Origin of the sequence: Companilactobacillus muriivasis (genome assembly GCF_036246245.1) — a bacterium.
GTDB lineage: Bacteria > Bacillota > Bacilli > Lactobacillales > Lactobacillaceae > Companilactobacillus > Companilactobacillus muriivasis.
This window is the reverse complement of the sequence record NZ_BTTQ01000006.1, coordinates 75,012-92,792: the sequence shown is the minus strand read 5'-3', so window position 1 is coordinate 92,792 and position 17,781 is coordinate 75,012. Positions and strand designations below refer to the sequence as shown.

14 protein-coding genes are annotated in these 17,781 nt (G+C 36.2%); 8 read left to right on the top strand and 6 right to left on the bottom strand.

Features of this window, described 5'->3' with window-relative positions; genetic code table 11:
• Nucleotides 1–361: 361 nt before the first annotated feature.
• The 5 genes from AAA923_RS08020 to AAA923_RS08000 all read left to right on the top strand — a co-directional run bounded on the left by AAA923_RS08020 (nt 362) and on the right by AAA923_RS08000 (nt 6,048).
• The gene (locus AAA923_RS08020) at nt 362–1,891 is read left to right on the top strand and encodes a hypothetical protein (protein WP_338216179.1); all 1,530 of its coding nucleotides are present in this window, start codon (nt 362–364) and stop codon (nt 1,889–1,891) included.
• Between the two features lie 523 nt (nt 1,892–2,414).
• On the top strand, nt 2,415–2,918 hold the full coding sequence (locus tag AAA923_RS08015) for a hypothetical protein (RefSeq protein ID WP_338216177.1): 504 nt from the start codon (nt 2,415–2,417) through the stop codon (nt 2,916–2,918).
• A gap of 305 nt (nt 2,919–3,223) precedes the next feature.
• Entirely contained in the window at nt 3,224–4,405 is a 1,182-nt protein-coding gene (locus AAA923_RS08010; protein ID WP_338216175.1) for a hypothetical protein, read from the top strand.
• 157 nt (nt 4,406–4,562) lie between these two features.
• Complete coding sequence (locus tag AAA923_RS08005; protein ID WP_338216173.1) at nt 4,563–5,534, top strand: ABC transporter substrate-binding protein; 972 nt, start codon at nt 4,563–4,565, stop codon at nt 5,532–5,534.
• 106 nt (nt 5,535–5,640) lie between these two features.
• Nucleotides 5,641–6,048, top strand: a complete 408-nt coding sequence (locus tag AAA923_RS08000; protein ID WP_041498894.1) for a hypothetical protein — start codon at nt 5,641–5,643, stop codon at nt 6,046–6,048.
• A 230-nt stretch (nt 6,049–6,278) separates the two neighbouring features.
• Here the strand turns inward: AAA923_RS08000 and AAA923_RS07995 are convergent, their stop codons facing one another.
• The 3 genes from AAA923_RS07995 to AAA923_RS07985 form a co-directional block, all read right to left on the bottom strand.
• Nucleotides 6,279–6,626 carry a type II toxin-antitoxin system PemK/MazF family toxin gene (locus tag AAA923_RS07995; RefSeq protein ID WP_338216170.1) on the bottom strand — a complete coding sequence of 116 codons (348 nt, stop codon included), beginning with the start codon at nt 6,624–6,626 and terminating at the stop codon, nt 6,279–6,281.
• Nucleotides 6,619–6,864: a type II toxin-antitoxin system PemI/MazE family antitoxin gene (gene mazE / locus AAA923_RS07990; RefSeq protein WP_338216168.1), complete on the bottom strand. Its 246-nt coding sequence runs from the start codon at nt 6,862–6,864 to the stop codon at nt 6,619–6,621. The genes AAA923_RS07995 and mazE overlap by 8 nt, the downstream gene beginning before the upstream one ends.
• A 206-nt stretch (nt 6,865–7,070) precedes the next feature.
• Complete coding sequence (locus AAA923_RS07985; RefSeq protein ID WP_338216166.1) at nt 7,071–9,014, bottom strand: putative glycosyltransferase family protein; 1,944 nt, start codon at nt 9,012–9,014, stop codon at nt 7,071–7,073.
• Nucleotides 9,015–9,824: 810 nt separating this feature from the next.
• Between AAA923_RS07985 and AAA923_RS07980 the strand changes: the two genes are divergently transcribed.
• Together AAA923_RS07980 and AAA923_RS07975 are read left to right on the top strand one after the other, a co-directional pair.
• On the top strand, nt 9,825–12,098 hold the full coding sequence (locus AAA923_RS07980; RefSeq protein ID WP_338216165.1) for an L-type lectin family protein: 2,274 nt from the start codon (nt 9,825–9,827) through the stop codon (nt 12,096–12,098).
• 232 nt (nt 12,099–12,330) lie between these two features.
• Nucleotides 12,331–14,556: an L-type lectin family protein gene (locus AAA923_RS07975; RefSeq protein WP_338216163.1), complete on the top strand. Its 2,226-nt coding sequence runs from the start codon at nt 12,331–12,333 to the stop codon at nt 14,554–14,556.
• 209 nt (nt 14,557–14,765) lie between these two features.
• On the opposite strand, the gene AAA923_RS07970 is transcribed toward AAA923_RS07975, so the two are convergent.
• From AAA923_RS07970 to AAA923_RS07960, 3 genes are all read right to left on the bottom strand, one after another.
• Entirely contained in the window at nt 14,766–15,026 is a 261-nt protein-coding gene (locus tag AAA923_RS07970; RefSeq protein ID WP_338216161.1) for an AbrB/MazE/SpoVT family DNA-binding domain-containing protein, read from the bottom strand.
• A 234-nt stretch (nt 15,027–15,260) separates the two neighbouring features.
• On the bottom strand, nt 15,261–15,713 hold the full coding sequence (locus AAA923_RS07965; RefSeq protein ID WP_338216159.1) for an SHOCT domain-containing protein: 453 nt from the start codon (nt 15,711–15,713) through the stop codon (nt 15,261–15,263).
• Nucleotides 15,714–15,843: 130 nt separating this feature from the next.
• Entirely contained in the window at nt 15,844–16,203 is a 360-nt protein-coding gene (locus tag AAA923_RS07960; RefSeq protein ID WP_338216158.1) for a DUF2628 domain-containing protein, read from the bottom strand.
• Nucleotides 16,204–16,359: 156 nt separating this feature from the next.
• On the opposite strand from AAA923_RS07960, the gene AAA923_RS07955 reads away from it, so the two are divergent.
• Complete coding sequence (locus AAA923_RS07955; RefSeq protein WP_041501403.1) at nt 16,360–17,691, top strand: DUF3329 domain-containing protein; 1,332 nt, start codon at nt 16,360–16,362, stop codon at nt 17,689–17,691.
• The last annotated feature ends 90 nt before the right edge of the window (nt 17,692–17,781 follow it).

Here is a 17,781-nt window from a genome sequence, read left to right as displayed (position 1 = left end):
CAGTATCTAGATAAAATTATTAAAATATTTAAGGGATAAATCTTGAGCCTACGACTTATTTCGACTAGAATAAGAGTAGGCTCTTTTGGATGAGCAATAAGTTGTAAGGAATGCGTTGGAATAACGGCTGTAATAGATTTGTAATTTTAAGGTTGACTTTGGTCAAAAAAGAGCAAATATATTGTAGTTATCTGTATGATTATTACAGAACTGTGATTTTTAATACAGAAGTGTTACAAAAATGTAGACTTTGCAATTTAGAGTTGATTCATAAGCCAGAGTTTCATATAATGGTTGTCAGTGGGATAGCCCCACGACAATTTAAAATAATAAATTCTTGTAGTCCAGGGGAGGATTAACATTGAAAAAATCTATTAAATACGCAGGAATCGCTGCTGCAACACTTCTAACTGTTGCACCTATCGCTGCTCCTGTTGTTTCAACTGTAACAACTGCACAAGCTGCTGATGCTCAAGACACTGACCAAAGTGCTATTAACACAGCTCTTTCAGATTTCAAGAACCAATTCGGTGATCAAAAAGATACTGATGTAGACTTGTCAAATGCCTCAAATATAACATTGGCATTGGGTGAATCAAACGAAAAAGACTTATCAGCATTCTTAACTAATGCCGATAAAGGTATTGTTAAGACACCAAATGCTGACCAAACTAAAGCATTCAAGGCCCTTGAAGACCAAGATGCTAAAGTTTATACAATCATTACTGATGCTAAGTCAACAGTTTATGATGGTACCATCGGTAAATCAGCTTCAGATTTGAATGATGCAATGGCTCTTGATAGTTACAAGCCTGTTACAGTTCAAGTAATGCTTAAGTATAAGGATCTTGCAACTGGTACATATACTAAGTATGCAGAAGCTGCAAAATTCCAAATCACAAAGTCTAACAGTGACGAAATTAAATCATTGGATGCTAAGTTTACTACACCACTAACAGTTGCTAAAAACTCAAAGACGGCTGCTACACAACTTGTTAATGGTGCAAATGTATCATTGACAGATCAAAATAATGATTCTATTGCAACACAAGCTATTAACTTGGGTAAGAAATATTACTATACATATAAAGCCGCTATGGATTCAGCAACAACTGCTGGTACAACAGATACAGATGTTGCAAAAAATGGTGATATTAATTCTGACAACGAATTCAAGACAGCTGGAACATACTATCAAGTAGTTACATACACTGCTCAAGATGGTTCTGCCCTTGATAGTTTGATTACTAAATATGCTACTGATCCTTCATCATATACAATTTATGTAAATGGTAAGAAAGCATCAGCTGGATATGACTTTGTTACTGGTACAGATACAACAAGTGTTTCTGGTAAGACATTGAACACTATTTCATTTGTACGTGCAATCAACGTTTCTGATTCAGAAGCTGAATGGACAACTACAGATACTACTGGTGTTGTTACAACAAAGGCTGACCACGCTTACTACACATTGAAAGATGATGATGGTAACGTTGTTACAAACCGTGCTCTTGCAAAGAACACTGCTTGGAAGACTAATGCTGTACGTGTTGACCAAAATGGTAACAAACAATACCGTGTTGGTGGTAGCGAATGGATCGACGCTAACGATGTAACATTCTCAGACAAAGCTACTGATAACAATAATGGCGAAGGTGCATACACTGACGTTAAAGCTTTGAATGGTAAAGTTGTTACTGCTGGCCCTTCAGGCTTCGTTTACCCATTGTTTGATGACAATGGCAAACAAGTAACAAACCGTGCTGTTGCTGGTGATACAGCTTGGTACACAGACAAGTCAGCTGTTAACGCAGAAGGCACAACTGTATATCACGTTGCTACTGGTGAATGGTTACAAGGTAACAATGTTACTTACTCAGCATACTAGAAATTAGTTGCTTAATAAGTTCCAAAAAAGAGACTCACTGTGGTGAGGCTCTTTTTTTTGTGGTTCTTTGTCAAATCGGTTCTTTGTCAAATCGTGCTGATGAATGATTTTGAGCAGATGGGTACACCTTAATTGAGTTGCTTTATTGCATAAAACAGTCCCATTCCTTAAATGTAGTTAGGATTTATAGCTCAATAGATATTGTGTTTAAGCTTTCCAATAGTACTATTGGAGTAAGAAAATAGACAACTATTGCTTACATATTTTAAGGTCTTACGCGATATACTGGTTGATGTATCCGTAGCAGTATTATTCTTCTTATAATTACGGATGTTTCACTAAGGAGCTCACGATTATGGCTTTTAATTGATGATTCTATTAACTGGTATGTTTCGCATGTTTGCTTTATATTAGTGACTAATTAGTGCCAAAATCATTCATATTTTTTATTGTTATATTTATCCTTGTTGAGTAATAAATTATTAAGTGCTACGGTGTGTGTGAAATATAGGAGGACAAAGATATGAAAAAGAAAGTTTTAATATCATTTTTAGCATCAATTGTTGCTATATTTGCTGTGATATTCCTAGGGGGTACTGAGCAAACTGCAAATGCCGCCTTGAATAATACAATAATGATTAATAAATCAAGTGGTGCAACAGTGTATGCTTCTCCAAGTTCATCTGATCCTGCTGGTAGAACCTTATCTAATGGTTCATCATGGGCTTATAATTCTATTCAAATTGGTGATGGTGGTAATACATATGTAATGGTTGCCTCTAATCAATGGGTTAATACGAATGATACGTATAAGCTCGGGGATGAAAGTGGAAATATATATGTTAATAAATTGACGTATGTTTATAGTTCACCTACTAGTGGATTAACTACTCAAATATTACCTACAAATAGTACATGGGCTTACAATGGTGTTGCGAGACAGTGGAATACCTCCGGTTTGCCTGCATGGGTAAGAGTGTCAACAAATGGTTGGGTAAAAGCAACTGATGTTGGTGCATGGAAGTAACTTTTGTTAAAGTTAAATAAATGGTAAAAGCTATAGTTGGAGGTGAAGATACCTATAAATTATAGCTTTTTATTGTTAACGATGAGAACCTGTAGTTCCATATCAGGTGATCACGAATCATTCATTTCCTTATAATCAAATGAATGATAATAAGGACAAGAAAAATCTTAAACAAGAAGATTATTGGTAAGAACCTTTATTAATATTGATTATTAGGAAAAATTAAAATATAATCAAATCGTTGGTTTCGCAACTGTCGAGGTTGTCATTTCTTACAAATACATGCTAGAAAGGTAGTATGATTTTTGAAAATATTTTTCTCGCCGTGGATATTTAGAATATCCTTTGTGATAAGTATTGCATTAACATTGAATGCCCAGTCCATTCCATTTAAATTACTAACCCCTGTTATAATTATTTTGGCACTTAGAGAATTAATAAGTTTTACTAAAATAACGTATAAAGAAACAAAGAATATTCTTAACCAAATAAGAATGGGTAAGTATTACGATTTTCAGACTGCAAGTGAGAAAATAATTTGGCGAAAAAGGCTAACTCAATATATTACGGCTGTTTTTTCTGGAGAAAATAACGACAAAGATAATGGAAAAAAAGATATAGTAATATTGAGAAGGCATGTGAGTGGGCCAGTCTCTAGTTATTCATTTTATACATACTTTTTGGCATTAGAAATCACATGGTATTTAATGCCTTTTCTCAATAGCTATATCATTACGACGATGTTATTTATCCAAATGTTCATCATAATCGGTTTTTTTACGTTTCTAGTATATTTATATTTTCCGGCTTTAACTATGTTAGTACTACCATTGATTGGTATACTATCAGGAGATTTGGTTCGAGAGTTAAATCCCAAATTAATGTCATTGAACGATTATGAAAAATCTTTCTATATGGTTCTATGCGCAATGATAATTTCGATCACATTTGCATGGATAATTAGCGAAATTAGTCCCATGCGTTTATTACAGAGTGTGTCAGGTATTTCGGGTGCTTTGCAAATATTATTTGTTAGTCTTATTGGGACATTTATTATAAAGTATGGCTTTCCAGTTCTCTTCTATCATACCTTTCCAGAAATGGCTCCAGACTACGTATCACAAGAATTAGCAGAAGCTGGTAAAAAGCTTTATTTTGCAGGTAGTAATGATCTTAAGGATTTGTTTATATTCTTGTTCAAAGAGTATTTGTTGAAAAAAAATTCTGATACATTTCAACAAATTGAAAGTTATTTTTCTGATTATTTATTGATAGCAAGTGCCGATTTTACTATTAGTACTACGGTGATGAAGCATAAGCAGAAAAAGGCGATGGACTTAATAAAACAAACTCCAATTGGTAGGATGTCTTACCATCAACTAAAAGAACTAATGGTTACCGGAGGGGACAGTGTAGAGATGCTCATTTGGAATAATCTTAATGCAAGAAAAGTGATTTTGGAGAATCAAAAGGACTCTAAACAATAACTTTTTCTGAACATAGTTACTGTATAGTGAAGTAAAGCAATCTACGTTTAAAGAGTCGCTTGTATTTTATTTAAGAATTACTAAGAATCTGGCATAAACTACTTCAATGTCTTATGATTAAGTAGTGTTGTTAATATAAAGACAAGGGAGTTTTTTTATGTCACGTAAATTAAGAAAGATTGGTATTATTATTGCCACCGTTCTTTTGATTTTTGGAACATTGCCATTTATGGGCCTTGGTACTGCGAAAGCAGCCGATACATCTGCTGATGAGAAGATTACCATTGGTGTATTGAAGAATACAGCCTCTCTACCAGCTTTAATGGCTGACGCTGCTGGTGATTTCACTCATCAAAATATTTCAGTTGAAACGAAGACTTTTGACTCTAATGAGCAATTAGATGCTGCCATCAAGGATGGAACTGTTAATGCTGCGGTTACTAACTTAGTTAGTTATGCCGGACTTGTTAGCAAGAAGGCTAATGCTGACTGGAAGGTTGCTGGTGCTTTGCCTGGTTACAGTGGTTTAGTTGCCAACAAGAAGTATAAGTCAATCAAGCGTCTCAAGGGTAAGACGATTGCTATCGACAAGAAGGATGCTTCTAAACAATACTTATTGGACGTTTTAAAGAAGAATAAGATGAAGTATTCAAGTATCAAGGTTAAAGAAGTTGCTTCAATGCAAGACCGTGTGGATGCTTTGAAAGCCGGCTCAGTTGCTGCTGCTGTTTTGGAAGATCCATTGATGAGTACTGCTAAAGCTAATGGCGGTAAGATTTTGAATCGTCAAAAAATGACTGCTAATAACGGTAGCATTTTGATTATGAATAAGGCTTTTGCTAAGAAGAATACTTCTTCAATGCAAATCCTAGTTGATACTATGAACCAAGAGATTAAGATGCTTGATAAGTCTGGTGGTTACGGTATGGCCGGTACTGCTCTTAACAAGATGAACTTTGATCAAAAGGGTGCTAAGGTTTTAACTGACTTGGATGTTAGTTTCAAGAAGATTCATAAAGTTAAGAAGTCTGATTTCAATAGTGCATTCAAGTATGCCAAGAATCACAAGCTATACAAAGGTAAAATCAGCTACAAAGCACATACAATTAAAATAAAAAATATTAAATAATTTTTTTTGAGATATCGCAAATTGGCGGTATCTCTTTTGCTTTCAATACGGTATATTTAAATAGCACCACAAAGGGTGCAAATAACCCCGAAAGAGGTCTAGCTAGATGGAAGCTGTCGAACAAATGTCCGATGTACGTCCATTAAACACAGTCGATGCAGCCTACATGAAAGTTGCAATGGAATTCTTGGAAGAGTTGCGATTCGTCCAGGTAATTAACACTTTGGGGTTGGCCACAATTGATTTAGATAATTTGGAGCTGCAACACTTCAATCGATGGTTGTCGTTGCTATGTAATCCAGATAATCAATTTCTATTGTCCCCATTCAAAGACGTTTCGTTTTCTGTAGCTCTAACCAAGTTTCCTTCGAAGTGTTTTCAACATCCTCTTTCCGCAGGGGAACTAGCCCTGTATTTGCAACAACGAGATGATACTGACTCCGTTTTGGAGTTCGCGATGATCTTGAAGGCTTTACCAGCTCTAGTTGTTTTGCACGAAATCATTAATCAATAATGTGTATCTTTTAGGCTCTATATAAATCTTGGTGCAGAGAATTATATATTTTATTAATACTCGTTAGTTGATTTTTGAAATTAGTGATCCGTACTACCACGGCTTTTATTGTCCCGTTGAATTCTTATGTTCAACGGAAGCTGTGGGCTCAAAAATAAAATCATTAAGTAATTCGATAACTAAAAAAAGAGTCAATCCTTGCGGATTGGCTTTTTGCTTTATCTAAATTATTAATTAATTAAATCATGTATTATCGTGATTACTTCGCAAAATGTTTCATCATCCAGTTCATCAATTTTTCGGGCATTCCTTGTGAAAAAGTCCTGTGTGTATAATTGAAGAGGATTAATAAATCCATCAACGTCAGGAATATTACTTAGTGGTATCAATAATCCTGTGTGCTTTAGATTGTTTTTCGTAGCATGTGTTATTGGACAGACCATGGTTAAACCTGTCATATTACTATATCCGAAATTGCTTATGACAAGGGCAGGTCGACGCTTTCTTATTTCATTTCCGGCTGAAGGATCAAAATCTAGCCATATTATATCTTGTCTTTCCGGAATATAATTAGTCAATTTCTTCTTCCCCTTTTTGAGTATCTGACCATTCTTCTGTTTGTCTTAAATCATGAGTTTTTGCAAAATTAGGATCCTTAAAAATATTTGGCTTTTTTGGTCTGTAAATAATATCTCCATGTCTACCTTGAAATACAGTATAGGTATCATCGGAGGTGTTAATGTACTTGGGGATTGTAAAAACTTTTGAATTACCAACTTTTCTTACTTTGACATCATTTTTTTCCATTTCACGCATAATTTGTTACCTCCTGTTAATGTATATCCGAAGTATATACGGAAAAGTGCTTGTATACAAGCAATAAGAACCTCCCGTTTAATTTATGGGTATCATGTTGGTAATATGATTTCTCACATATATTAGATTACGGTTTTAAGTAATTTAATTTTGAAATGTTAGACATCAAAAAGGCCATCCATATGGATAGGCCTTTTTGATTTGAACTATTCTTTTGTTTGCTTGTCTTCAGAACTATCGTCTTTAGAATTATTAGCTGGTTCTTCGGAATCAGCGGATTCTTTAGATTTTTCTGATTTTTCAGATTCTTTAGTTTCTTTGGAGTCGGTAGTTTCTTTGGATTCTTTGAAATCTTCAGATTCTGTGACATTCTTTGGTTCTACTTTTTCTTCTGATTCTTCAGCTTTAGCTGCCTTTTTTTCAGCCAACTTATTCTTCATTTCAATAGCCCATGGCTTGAACTTACTCCATTTGAAATTGAACATACTGAAGATTGAGCCAATCACAAATGCAACTAATGCCCAGAATGAGAAGTGGCGAGCGGTCTTTTGGACGTGTGTTTCGTAGTAATCGATCACTACTTTACCGTTGCCGCTGACTGTCACTTCACCGAGTCCGTTATTTTTCTTATTCATAGTCAATTTTGAAACGTTGCCGGTGGAATCCTTGGATTGGAAACCATAGTAGGCGATGACTGGAACGGAGATGACTGTCTTCTTAGCATTTTTAAAGTTAAAGTTCATCTTGGTATCAGCACGTTTGAAGTTGGTTATCTCGGCTTTTTTACCAGCTTTGATAGTTGGCATCTGCGGTTCAGCTTCCAACGGTACGACATCTGCACCATCGGGTAGGTATTCTTGACCGCCACCGATACTGAATGGCGATGCTTTGTCATACTCTGAATATGGCACCATGGCCGTTGACATGCCATTGACCATCCGATAACTGGCTGAAATTGCTAGTAATGTGACGAAAGCTACTAGAGCTGCTTTGACCAGATTACCTTTGAGCAAGTGCAGTGGATCGGCGGCGATGAAAATTGCTAGAAGGACAGTGGCAATCATATCGAAACGCCATGGATATTGAATCATCTTGAAAGGTGTCTTGTTGAGCATTACCCATGGGAAGATTTTACTTCCACAGATGAACATAACAGCACCGATACCGGCAAAATGTTTGACAGCTTTATTCTCGATTTTACCCATTGAAACTAGGGCGGCAATACCCGCCAATAAGAGGACGACCCCGATATTTGGCTTGTTGATAACGTTGTTGATACTCCAGTGGAAGTAATCGACTAAATTGTCGGCTCCAGCTGGAAGGATACTTTTACTTTCGGTCAAACGTAAGGTGGTGTGCTTCAATTGCTCGAGCATGGGCAAGAAATAACCGACGCTCATGAGCCCCGAGGCACCCGCCGCCCAAAGTAGTGAAAGTAGACGTTTGGGGTGAACTTTGAGTTCGGGCAATTGGCACAACATGATTAGTACGATTGTGATTGCTACCAAAATTGGTGAGATAGCGTGGGAATAGATGATTCCTGTCATACCAAAAGCTAGGAATAACCAATTGCGCTTTCTTTCACCATAAAAAATTTCATAAATACCTAAAATTGCGATAGGTAGGAAGACGAACGCTCCCACTTCACCGAGATCGTGGCGGAAGAGCATATCGTGGAGTCGGTAGTTAGCCAACGTGTAGACGAAACTGAAAACTAAACTGTTCCAATATTTCTTGGAAACTTTGAAGAAACAAAGAAATGATACAGAGAATGTTAGAAAGTTTAGTAATAGGTAGAAACGTACGATTGTCTGCGCTGGTGTAAAGCCCATCAAACGCATGAAGGCTGCGGGATATATCAGAAAATCAGAGTAGAAGATATTCGAGATATATCCGAGGCCTTCCATAAAGGACATGTTGACGAGTGGAAAATAGTTGTGATGCAGGATGGATTGATAGAGACCTTCAATACGCATCATGTGGAATCGGTTGTCACTTGGGCCTAAGAAAGTCCAAATGGAGTGGTGATAAAATTCGGTTTGATAGAGTGCAATGTAGCTGACTCCAGCAAACAAGGCGGCGGTCATGGCTGCAATAATGATGATTAGCAGGAACCGCAGATATTTATTCTTTATAGAAATGGATTTCATTAGTTGATACCTTTCCCCTAATATATAACGCAGTTACTTGTGTTGTTAGTTAAATATGCCGTTGGAAGAGCTGGGAAATATTCTCAAGCTGTGCGGACCGGTCCGAGCCGAAGTGCGGTCTCGAACCTCGTTTTGAAGCCTTGACCTAGTTCGTCAAGTCTCCAAAACGCCCGGTGGTATAAGTACGGGAAATTCTTCCCGTACTTATATCACTACCACGGCACACAAATATTTCCCAGCTCTTCCGACTAGTGTTTCTTAAATGAGTTAATTATATTAATAATTCAAGGATTTAATGTGTGGTCTTGGTATTTCTGAATTCATTTAAAAAGGCATATTAACTAACATGGCAAATAACTTATTCCTATTATACTAATACTTAATGGGACAATCATAGGATATTATCCGATATTTAAAAGAAATGTTTAAACTGGACGTCTCCAGTGCTGAGAATATTCACCTGCTATGCGGACCGGTCCGAGCCAAAGTGCGGTCTCGAACCTCGGTTTGAAGCTTTGCCAAAGTATGGCAAATCTCCAAACACGCCCGGCGGTGTAATGGCTAAAGCCATAACGCCACACCCACAGCGGGTGAATATTCTCAGCCCCTCCGACTAATTTTTCGCTTTGCTATTATTAATAAATTCATTAATAACTTTGGCTATATAAATAAAAAATACTAAATAAATTATAATAATCCATTCATTTTATTGAATTATTTTTTACATGAATCGATTAATTTTATATTTCTTTATTTGTTACAATTCAATAGACATATCGTATATAAATCACATTTGAGAAGGGTGATTTTATGGGGGAATATAAAAAAATAAATATAAAAGTATTCATATTTTTTGTGTTTATTGCTGTAATTACTACCACAATTGCAGCGTGCAATTACACAAAAGTTAGGGCTGATACCACGTCAGGTGATCCGGCTGATTTAGCTAATGCACTAGCCACGGCTCCACGAGGATTGGATATTTCTGATCCGACTTTTAGGTTGGGTGAGTTTTATATGAATAATTATCCAGGACTTAACGTCAATGCTGCTAAGGTTATTGACCGTAATCAAAGTGCTGGTGATAAAACCGGTATACTACGAGTTACCAATGATTTTAATCAGTTGGGTGCTATCTGGAGTAATATCGATGAAGCAAACTATATTGATGTTTCACGTGACCAAACGATGTCAATGTGGCTGTATTTTGGTAGGCCTGTGAATTCCGCTCAGCCTAAAGAAGTTGGTGATGGAATGGCTTTCGTTCTCCAAAATGATGATCGAAAATTAGGCGCCATTTCCATGTTTAACGAAGACCCTGCATATGGTGAAACGCTTGGAGTTTGGGGTGCTGATTTTGACAACGAGAATGCGAATAATATGACGAGTGATCTTATTAAGACAAGTATTCAGAAAAGCTATGCAATTGAGTTTGATACTTTTGCTAATAATCTAGTCAGCTTTGGGGCTATTAATGGTAAAGGTGTCTCATTTGACGCCGGGAAAACTTCTCAGCATATCGGAATGAATTACCCTGATTTAGAATCAACATATTTGCGCCAAATAGTCGATATAATAGTCGATCAAAAACATTATTTTTCGATGAATCATAAGAATGAAGAGGCCACCATAACTACTGGAGGGTCATTTGATAATATGAATTTGACTGATGCACAATGGCATCATATGACGGTTAAATTTACTCATGATACCCATACTTTATCGTTCGATTATGACGACAAGAATCTTGATGGAACATACAAGGCACCTGTTAAAGCCGCTTCGACTGTCCTTGATATGAACCATTTTCAGCTGGGTGACAGTAATAAATTGCGCTGGGGCTTCACGGGTTCAACTGGTCAATTTATGGAGAATAATCTGATTGTTTTCGAATCAATTCCTTCATTTGTTTCTGGTGATACCAGTGCCTCAATTAAGAATGTGACGAAAAATTATACGATTTCTGCTGGTGATCATGTCGATGTGGGGGATGATTTGGACTTCACTTATAACCTTAATTATGAAAGTGGGGCCAAGGAGTGGTCGGATATTTTGGCAAGTATGAATTTGCCGTCTGAAGTCACTTTCCACTCTGGTTCGGTTATTTACAACGATGATGCTGGCAATGTGGAAGAAATTCCGCTGTCGGAATACACCAACAATAATGTTCAACATCAGTTATTACAAAACCTGTCGGATACAAATAAAAAAGCCACAATTGTTCTACATACAACGGTTAATTCGGTGGATAGACAGACTGAAGTTGGTGAGTCATGGGCCAAGTTTGCCAGTGATAATTTTATTATTAATGATAAGGCACCCAATTTCGTGATTGATGTCGATTCATTGAATATCAGCACGAATCCCTCGGGAACAGTGAATTACGGCAGTCTGGATCAGGTTCCAGAGACTATACCAGTGACAGGTGAAATTTGGTACTCGAAGGTTTCAACGATTAATCCTAATACTATCAAGGTTAAAAGCAGTTTTAACGGTGGGTCAGAAGTGACTACCTCAGCTACGGGTTCGATTGGTGCCACGGCTCCATTTTCATTGTCGATTGACAGGTCGAAGGTACACGTCGGACAAAATACTTTGACACTTTATGGTCAGGATAATACTGGAAAACGTACGAAAGAAGTTACGATAATTTTCAATGTTGGTGGCGGTCTATCATTTGGCAATGTATCGCCGGGGGTATTTTTCAAAGATGTGAATATGGGCTACAAGGGTGAAATTGTTACGAGAAAACCTGGTTGGCAAATAGAAGTTATCGATGGCCGGTCGACTCAAAAAGGTTGGACTTTACAGGCCAAGGCATCATCTTTGGTTGATGAGAAGACTAGTGGTCAGCTGATTGGTGAGGTTGTTCACCGTGATGATAATGGCGTGATAGCTCCACTGTTAGATTGGACTAATATTTATTCGCATAAGAAATCTACCGATAGTGTCGAAACGTTCGATGTTGCTAATGCGTGGACACAGAATAACGGCGTGCTGCTGCAACTTAATGGTAAGAATATGGCTGGAGTGTACTCTGGTGAAGTAGAATGGAATTTGGTTGATAGTATTCAGAATGAGTAAAAAAATTAGTCTTCAGGGATGATGATTCTATCCTTGGAGACTATTTTATTTTTCGTATGATTTGAACAGCTTGAAATTCATTTATTTGATACGATGTATTTGCCAAAATGTATATATCACAATTGAGAAGGGTGATTATTTGGGGAAATATATAAAAATGAATAGAAGGCTGTGCATATTTTTTGTGCTTGTTGCTGCAATTACTACCACAATTGCAGTGAGTAATTATACTGTGGTTAGGGCTGATACCAAAGCAGATACCGTTGAACAAATAGATGATCCGGTTGATTTAGCTCACGCACTTAAAACTGCCCCTAGAGGATTGGATATTTCTGATCCTACATTTCAGTTGGGTGAATTTAAAGGTAATGCAGCAAACGTCTTTAGACGAGGTAAAGATGATAACGACAGTACAGGAATACTTCAAGTTACTAATAAAACCAAACAATTAGGTGCTATTTGGAGCAATATCGATGATAAAAATTATATTGATATATCACAAGACCAGACTATGTCAATGTGGTTGTATTTTGGTAAACCAATTGATAAAAGTAGGCCTAGAAATGTTGGGGATGGAATGGCATTTGTTCTTCAAAACGATATTAGAGGGAAAAATGCAATTTCTACATTCGATGGAAAACCTGCGCCAGGTGAGACTCTTGGTGTTTGGGGTGCAGATTTTGATAATAGTAATAGAGAAACTAAAGAGGAAGACATTGCAAAAACGAGTATTCAAAATAGCTACGCTATAGAGTTTGATACTTTCGCTGATATTCTCAATAAATATGGAGATGTTATGAGCGGTGAAGGGGTTGCCTTTGATTTAGGTATACCTATTGATCCATATGATAATAAACGGTTTCAGCATATTGGTATGAATTATCCAAATTACTCAAGTACTTACAAACGTCATTTGGTTAATGAAATGGATGAATCATTGCATTATTTTACAAAGAATTATATAGGTGAAAATGTCGAAATTAATAATGGTTCTAAATTGAACGAAATGTATTTAACCGATGCTCAATGGCATCATATGACTGTTAAATTTGAACACAATACACATACTTTATCATTTGATTATGATGATAAAGATCTTGACGGAACATATAAGACACCTAAAAAATCAGCGTCTAAAGCGCTTTGTATGAAAAATTTTAATCTAGGAGATAGAAAAAAACTTCGTTGGGGATTCACTGGATCAACAGGAAAATTCATGGAGAACAACCTAATTGTTTTCGAGTCGATTCCTTCATTTGTTTCCGCCGATACTAGTGCTTCAATTAAGAATGTTACTAAGAATTATACAATTGCTGATGGTGACCATGTTGATATTGGTGATGATTTAGATTTCACTTATAACTTGAATTATGAAAGTGGGTCTAAGGAATGGTCTAAAATTTTGGCAAGTATGAATTTGCCGTCGAATGTAACGTTCCATTCTGGATCAGTTATTTACAATGATGATGCTGGAAATGTAGAAAAAATACTGTTGTCGGAATATGCCAATAACAATGTTCGACATACGCTTTTACAAAATTTATCGGATTCTAATAAGAAAGCCACGATTGTCCTACATACTACGGTTAATTCAGTGGATACACAGACTCCGGTTGGTGAAGCAGTAGCAAAATTTTCCAGTGATAACTTTATTATCAACGACAAAACTCCCAATTTTATTATTGATGTGAATGAGTTAAATATCAGTGCTAAATCTTCAGAACTGGTTAATTATGATAGTCTTGATAAAGTTCCAGATGCCATATCGATAAATGGTGAAGTTTGGTATTCAAAAATTCCAACGACTAATCCTAGTACCGTCAAAATTAAAAGCAGTTTAGATGGAAGTACATTGGAAGACACAACAGCTACAGTTTCAAATACTTCAAAAGCTCCATTTGTATTTTCCATTGATAAGTCTAAATTACATATCGGGAAGAATACTTTAACCATTTACGGCCAAGATAGTAATAATAATAAACGAACTAAGGAAGTCACGATAATTTTTAATATTGGTGGCATAGTATCGTTTGGTACTGTGTCGGATACGGTGGCTTTCAAAGATGTGACTCTGGGATATAAGGGAGAAATTGTTCCGCGTAAACCTGGATGGCAAGTAGAAGTTATTGATGGGCGGTCAAATCAAAAGGGCTGGACCTTGCAGGCAATGGCAACACCCTTGGTTAACTCTAAAACAAATAATCAGCTAGTTGGAGATATAGTATACCGAGACGATAATGGAAAAATATCTTCTTTATTAGCTTTGACGGATATATATTCACATGCTAAGTCTACGAATGAGATTGAAACTTTTGATGTTGCCAATGCATGGACGAAAAACAATGGTATGTTGTTGCGACTCAATGGTAAAAATAAGGCTGGTTTGTATTCTGGTAAGATAGATTGGCATTTGGTAGATAGTATTAAGAATGAGAATACTAAAAAGAATTTTTCGTAATTAATTCTGTATTATCCCATGCAAGAAATCTTATGATCTATCAGGGGTTCTTTTTTTATATGAACTTAGAAGATATTCAAAAAAGAAGTTGTTTTCCTTTTGAGCAAATTAAAGTGCTCCATAACTGTTAGATTTCTTGTCTAACAATTATGAAGCACTTTAGAACACTAACAAATTGGTTGGTGTTTTTTTTATAGTTAAAAGTGTGATTAGTAGTTTTCTTTTCCAAGTGGCTGACCAAAATCATATTCCAAATTATTTTTATTTTGGTCCAATAATCTATGAAATTTCATCATTAATCGGGAAGTGTAGTTTACCTTTTTTACTATTAATTCTTGATCAACAACATACAGTTCTAATTCTTGATTTTTATAATCTTGGATTCCTAGTTCCGTTAGAACGTTTTTCGGAATCATAACCCCTTGTGAGTTTTCCCACTTTTTCAAATAAGTTCTTCTGTTTTCTACCATAATATTCTCCTGCTTTTTTAATTGAATATCGGAAAATGTGGCGCAGTCTCTTATCTGTAATTAGTTCTTGGATACGGCATAATCTTATAACGAATGATTATTGCATGTCGAGCGATTATTCAAAATAGTCAACTTATTAATTCGTAATTTTTATAAATATAAAATTAAAAAGTGTGTAAAATCAAAAGAGCGCCATCAGACATGATTTAATTCATGTTTGATGGCGCTCTTTTTCTATAGTCCGAGAATTTGTTTTTTCTTAATATCGTATTCTTCTTGTGTAATGGCACCTTGATCGAGCAAGTCTTTCAATTTGTCGAGTTGATCAAGTTGTGAATCACTTGTATAGCCGTTACTTGTGTTTGAAAATTTACGGCCCGGATTGATGTAATTCTTTGCCAAGAGGGCATTGTATGAATAATCGTCAGCTGGTTCAAAGCCGGCGTTCAATAGGTCATTGGCATAAAGTTTATTATAGAAGAAGGCAAAAATTAGATTGAAGAAAAATGAACCGCCACCCCATGTAAAGACACCGAAGGCTAGGTCAACTAGTAGAATGATGACGAGCCATTTCCAGTCTCCTCTGAAAAGTGCAGGCCAAAAGCCCCAGAAAAACTCAGTCCATGAAAATCCAACTTTAACATCTTTGCGTTCTCTAGTATTACGATTAATTAGCGTTGCATGCATGATAAATCCTCCCCGATAATGGTACATTTGCATTAAGTATAGCAAATAATCGTCTGAATTGAAGGATTCATCGCATTCTACGCTTAGGTTTTCTGAAAATAAATATTATTTATTGGAAGTCTAATCGATATTAATGAGTTCTGCCATAGTGATTCTCATTAATAGTAGAGAATCTGCGACCGGATGCGATGTAATTCTTGGCAAGTAATGCGTTATATGAGGAGTCGTCGGCTGGCTCAAAGCCGTTATTCAACAGGTCATTTGTGTAAAGCTTGTTATAAAAGAATGCAAAAATCATATTAAATAATCCTGAACCAATACCGTTGTTCCAAACACCTAAGACGAGATCAACTAGTAAGATGACTACTAGCCATTTCCAATCACCTCTGAAAAGTGCGGGCCAAAAGCCCCAGAAAAATTCAGTCCATGAGAATCCAACTTTAACTTCTTTACGTTCGTTAGTGCGACGGTTTAGTAAAATTGCGTGCATAATATTCTCCCAGTGATTATTTTTCCTAAGTATAGCAATTATTATTTAATTTAGTAGGAACGGGATAACTTTTTTACAAATTGTTTGGCGGATGAATTATAATTTTATAATGTACAGTAATAGAGCGTTTATAAGGGGTGTTGAGTCATTAACGAAGTGCTTTCAAAATTAAAAAAATATCGGTGGTCACTAATTATTCTGACAATTGTCTTTTTTATTATGCTATTGCTCAACTGGAAGACGTTGTATGTGGCTGACGATTATGTCTATCGTTTCGTCTATCAATCACCATCGCCCACGGCATTTGCTCACCAGCAACGGATTAGTACAGGGATGATTCCGTACTCGATGTTTAATCATTATATGCTGTGGAACGGGCGTTTTGTGGCGCATTCAATCGTGCAATTTTTCATGCAATTTAATTCAAAAATTCCGTTCGATATTTGTAGCAGTTTGATTTACGTATTGTTGCTGATATTCATGGATAAAATAGCTGTGAAATTAACTGGCAAGAAACATAATGCATTTATTTTGCCACTGATTTTTGGATTCACTTGGTTCTACATTCCTTATTTTGGTCAGTCAGTCTTGTGGTTGTCAGGATCAGGTAATTATTTGTGGATGAGTGTGATTTATTTAGGATTTATTATCTTTAATTTGAAAAATCGTTCCGTAAATATCGGCAACATTTTTAGTGCAATAGTCCTAGGATTTTTAGCTGGAGCTTCGAACGAAAATTCTGGTCCAGCGGCTGTTTTGATTATTTTATTGTTCATGTTGAAACGATTTATTAAGGAACATAAGGTCAGTTTTATTTCGACAATTAGCGTAATTTTTAGTGGAGTCGGATTTATCACGATGATGATGTCGCCAGGTTCGCAAAGTCGTGGCAATGTTCATCGGACTTGGGAAATTATTCAAAAAAATATTGATGGAATATATAAACTTACTTTTGATAAATGGGTTTGGATTTATGGATTGATGGCAGTTTTATTGATTGCTGGAATCGTCATGAAACGGATTAATGGTGATACATTCTGGGCAGTGATGTTCTTCTTGATCGGGCATTTGGCAGCTGTCTATGCGATGGCTTTTTCACCAGAATATCCGGAAAGAACCTTCTTCGGTGGAGTGATTTTTCTAGGAATAGCGTTGTTTATTTTAGTTTATTCGGTATTGGGCGAGTTGAAGTGGGCGCCAATAGCTTTGTCAGCCGCGGTTGTAATTGCATTTGGAGTCAGCTTTGGGCCAGCTTATAAAGATATTAATATCAGCTATCATCAGATGCGGACACAATATCAATTAATTTATAAAGCCGAGGCAACCAAGGATAAGAGTGCCAGAGTTCCGTTAATGACCACGCAAAAGAGCCAGTATAACGCCAATTATGGTGTGATTGCCTTAGATACACCGGCAAATGCGTTGATGAATCAATGGGAAGCCAAGTTCTTTGACCTTAATCAAATTACCGGTTACCGAATAAAATAACCGGTATGGTAAGATAGTTTTTACTAGTGCATATTAAATTAGAACTTATTTACTAAATATGAATGTTTATATTATACAGAAGACAATTAG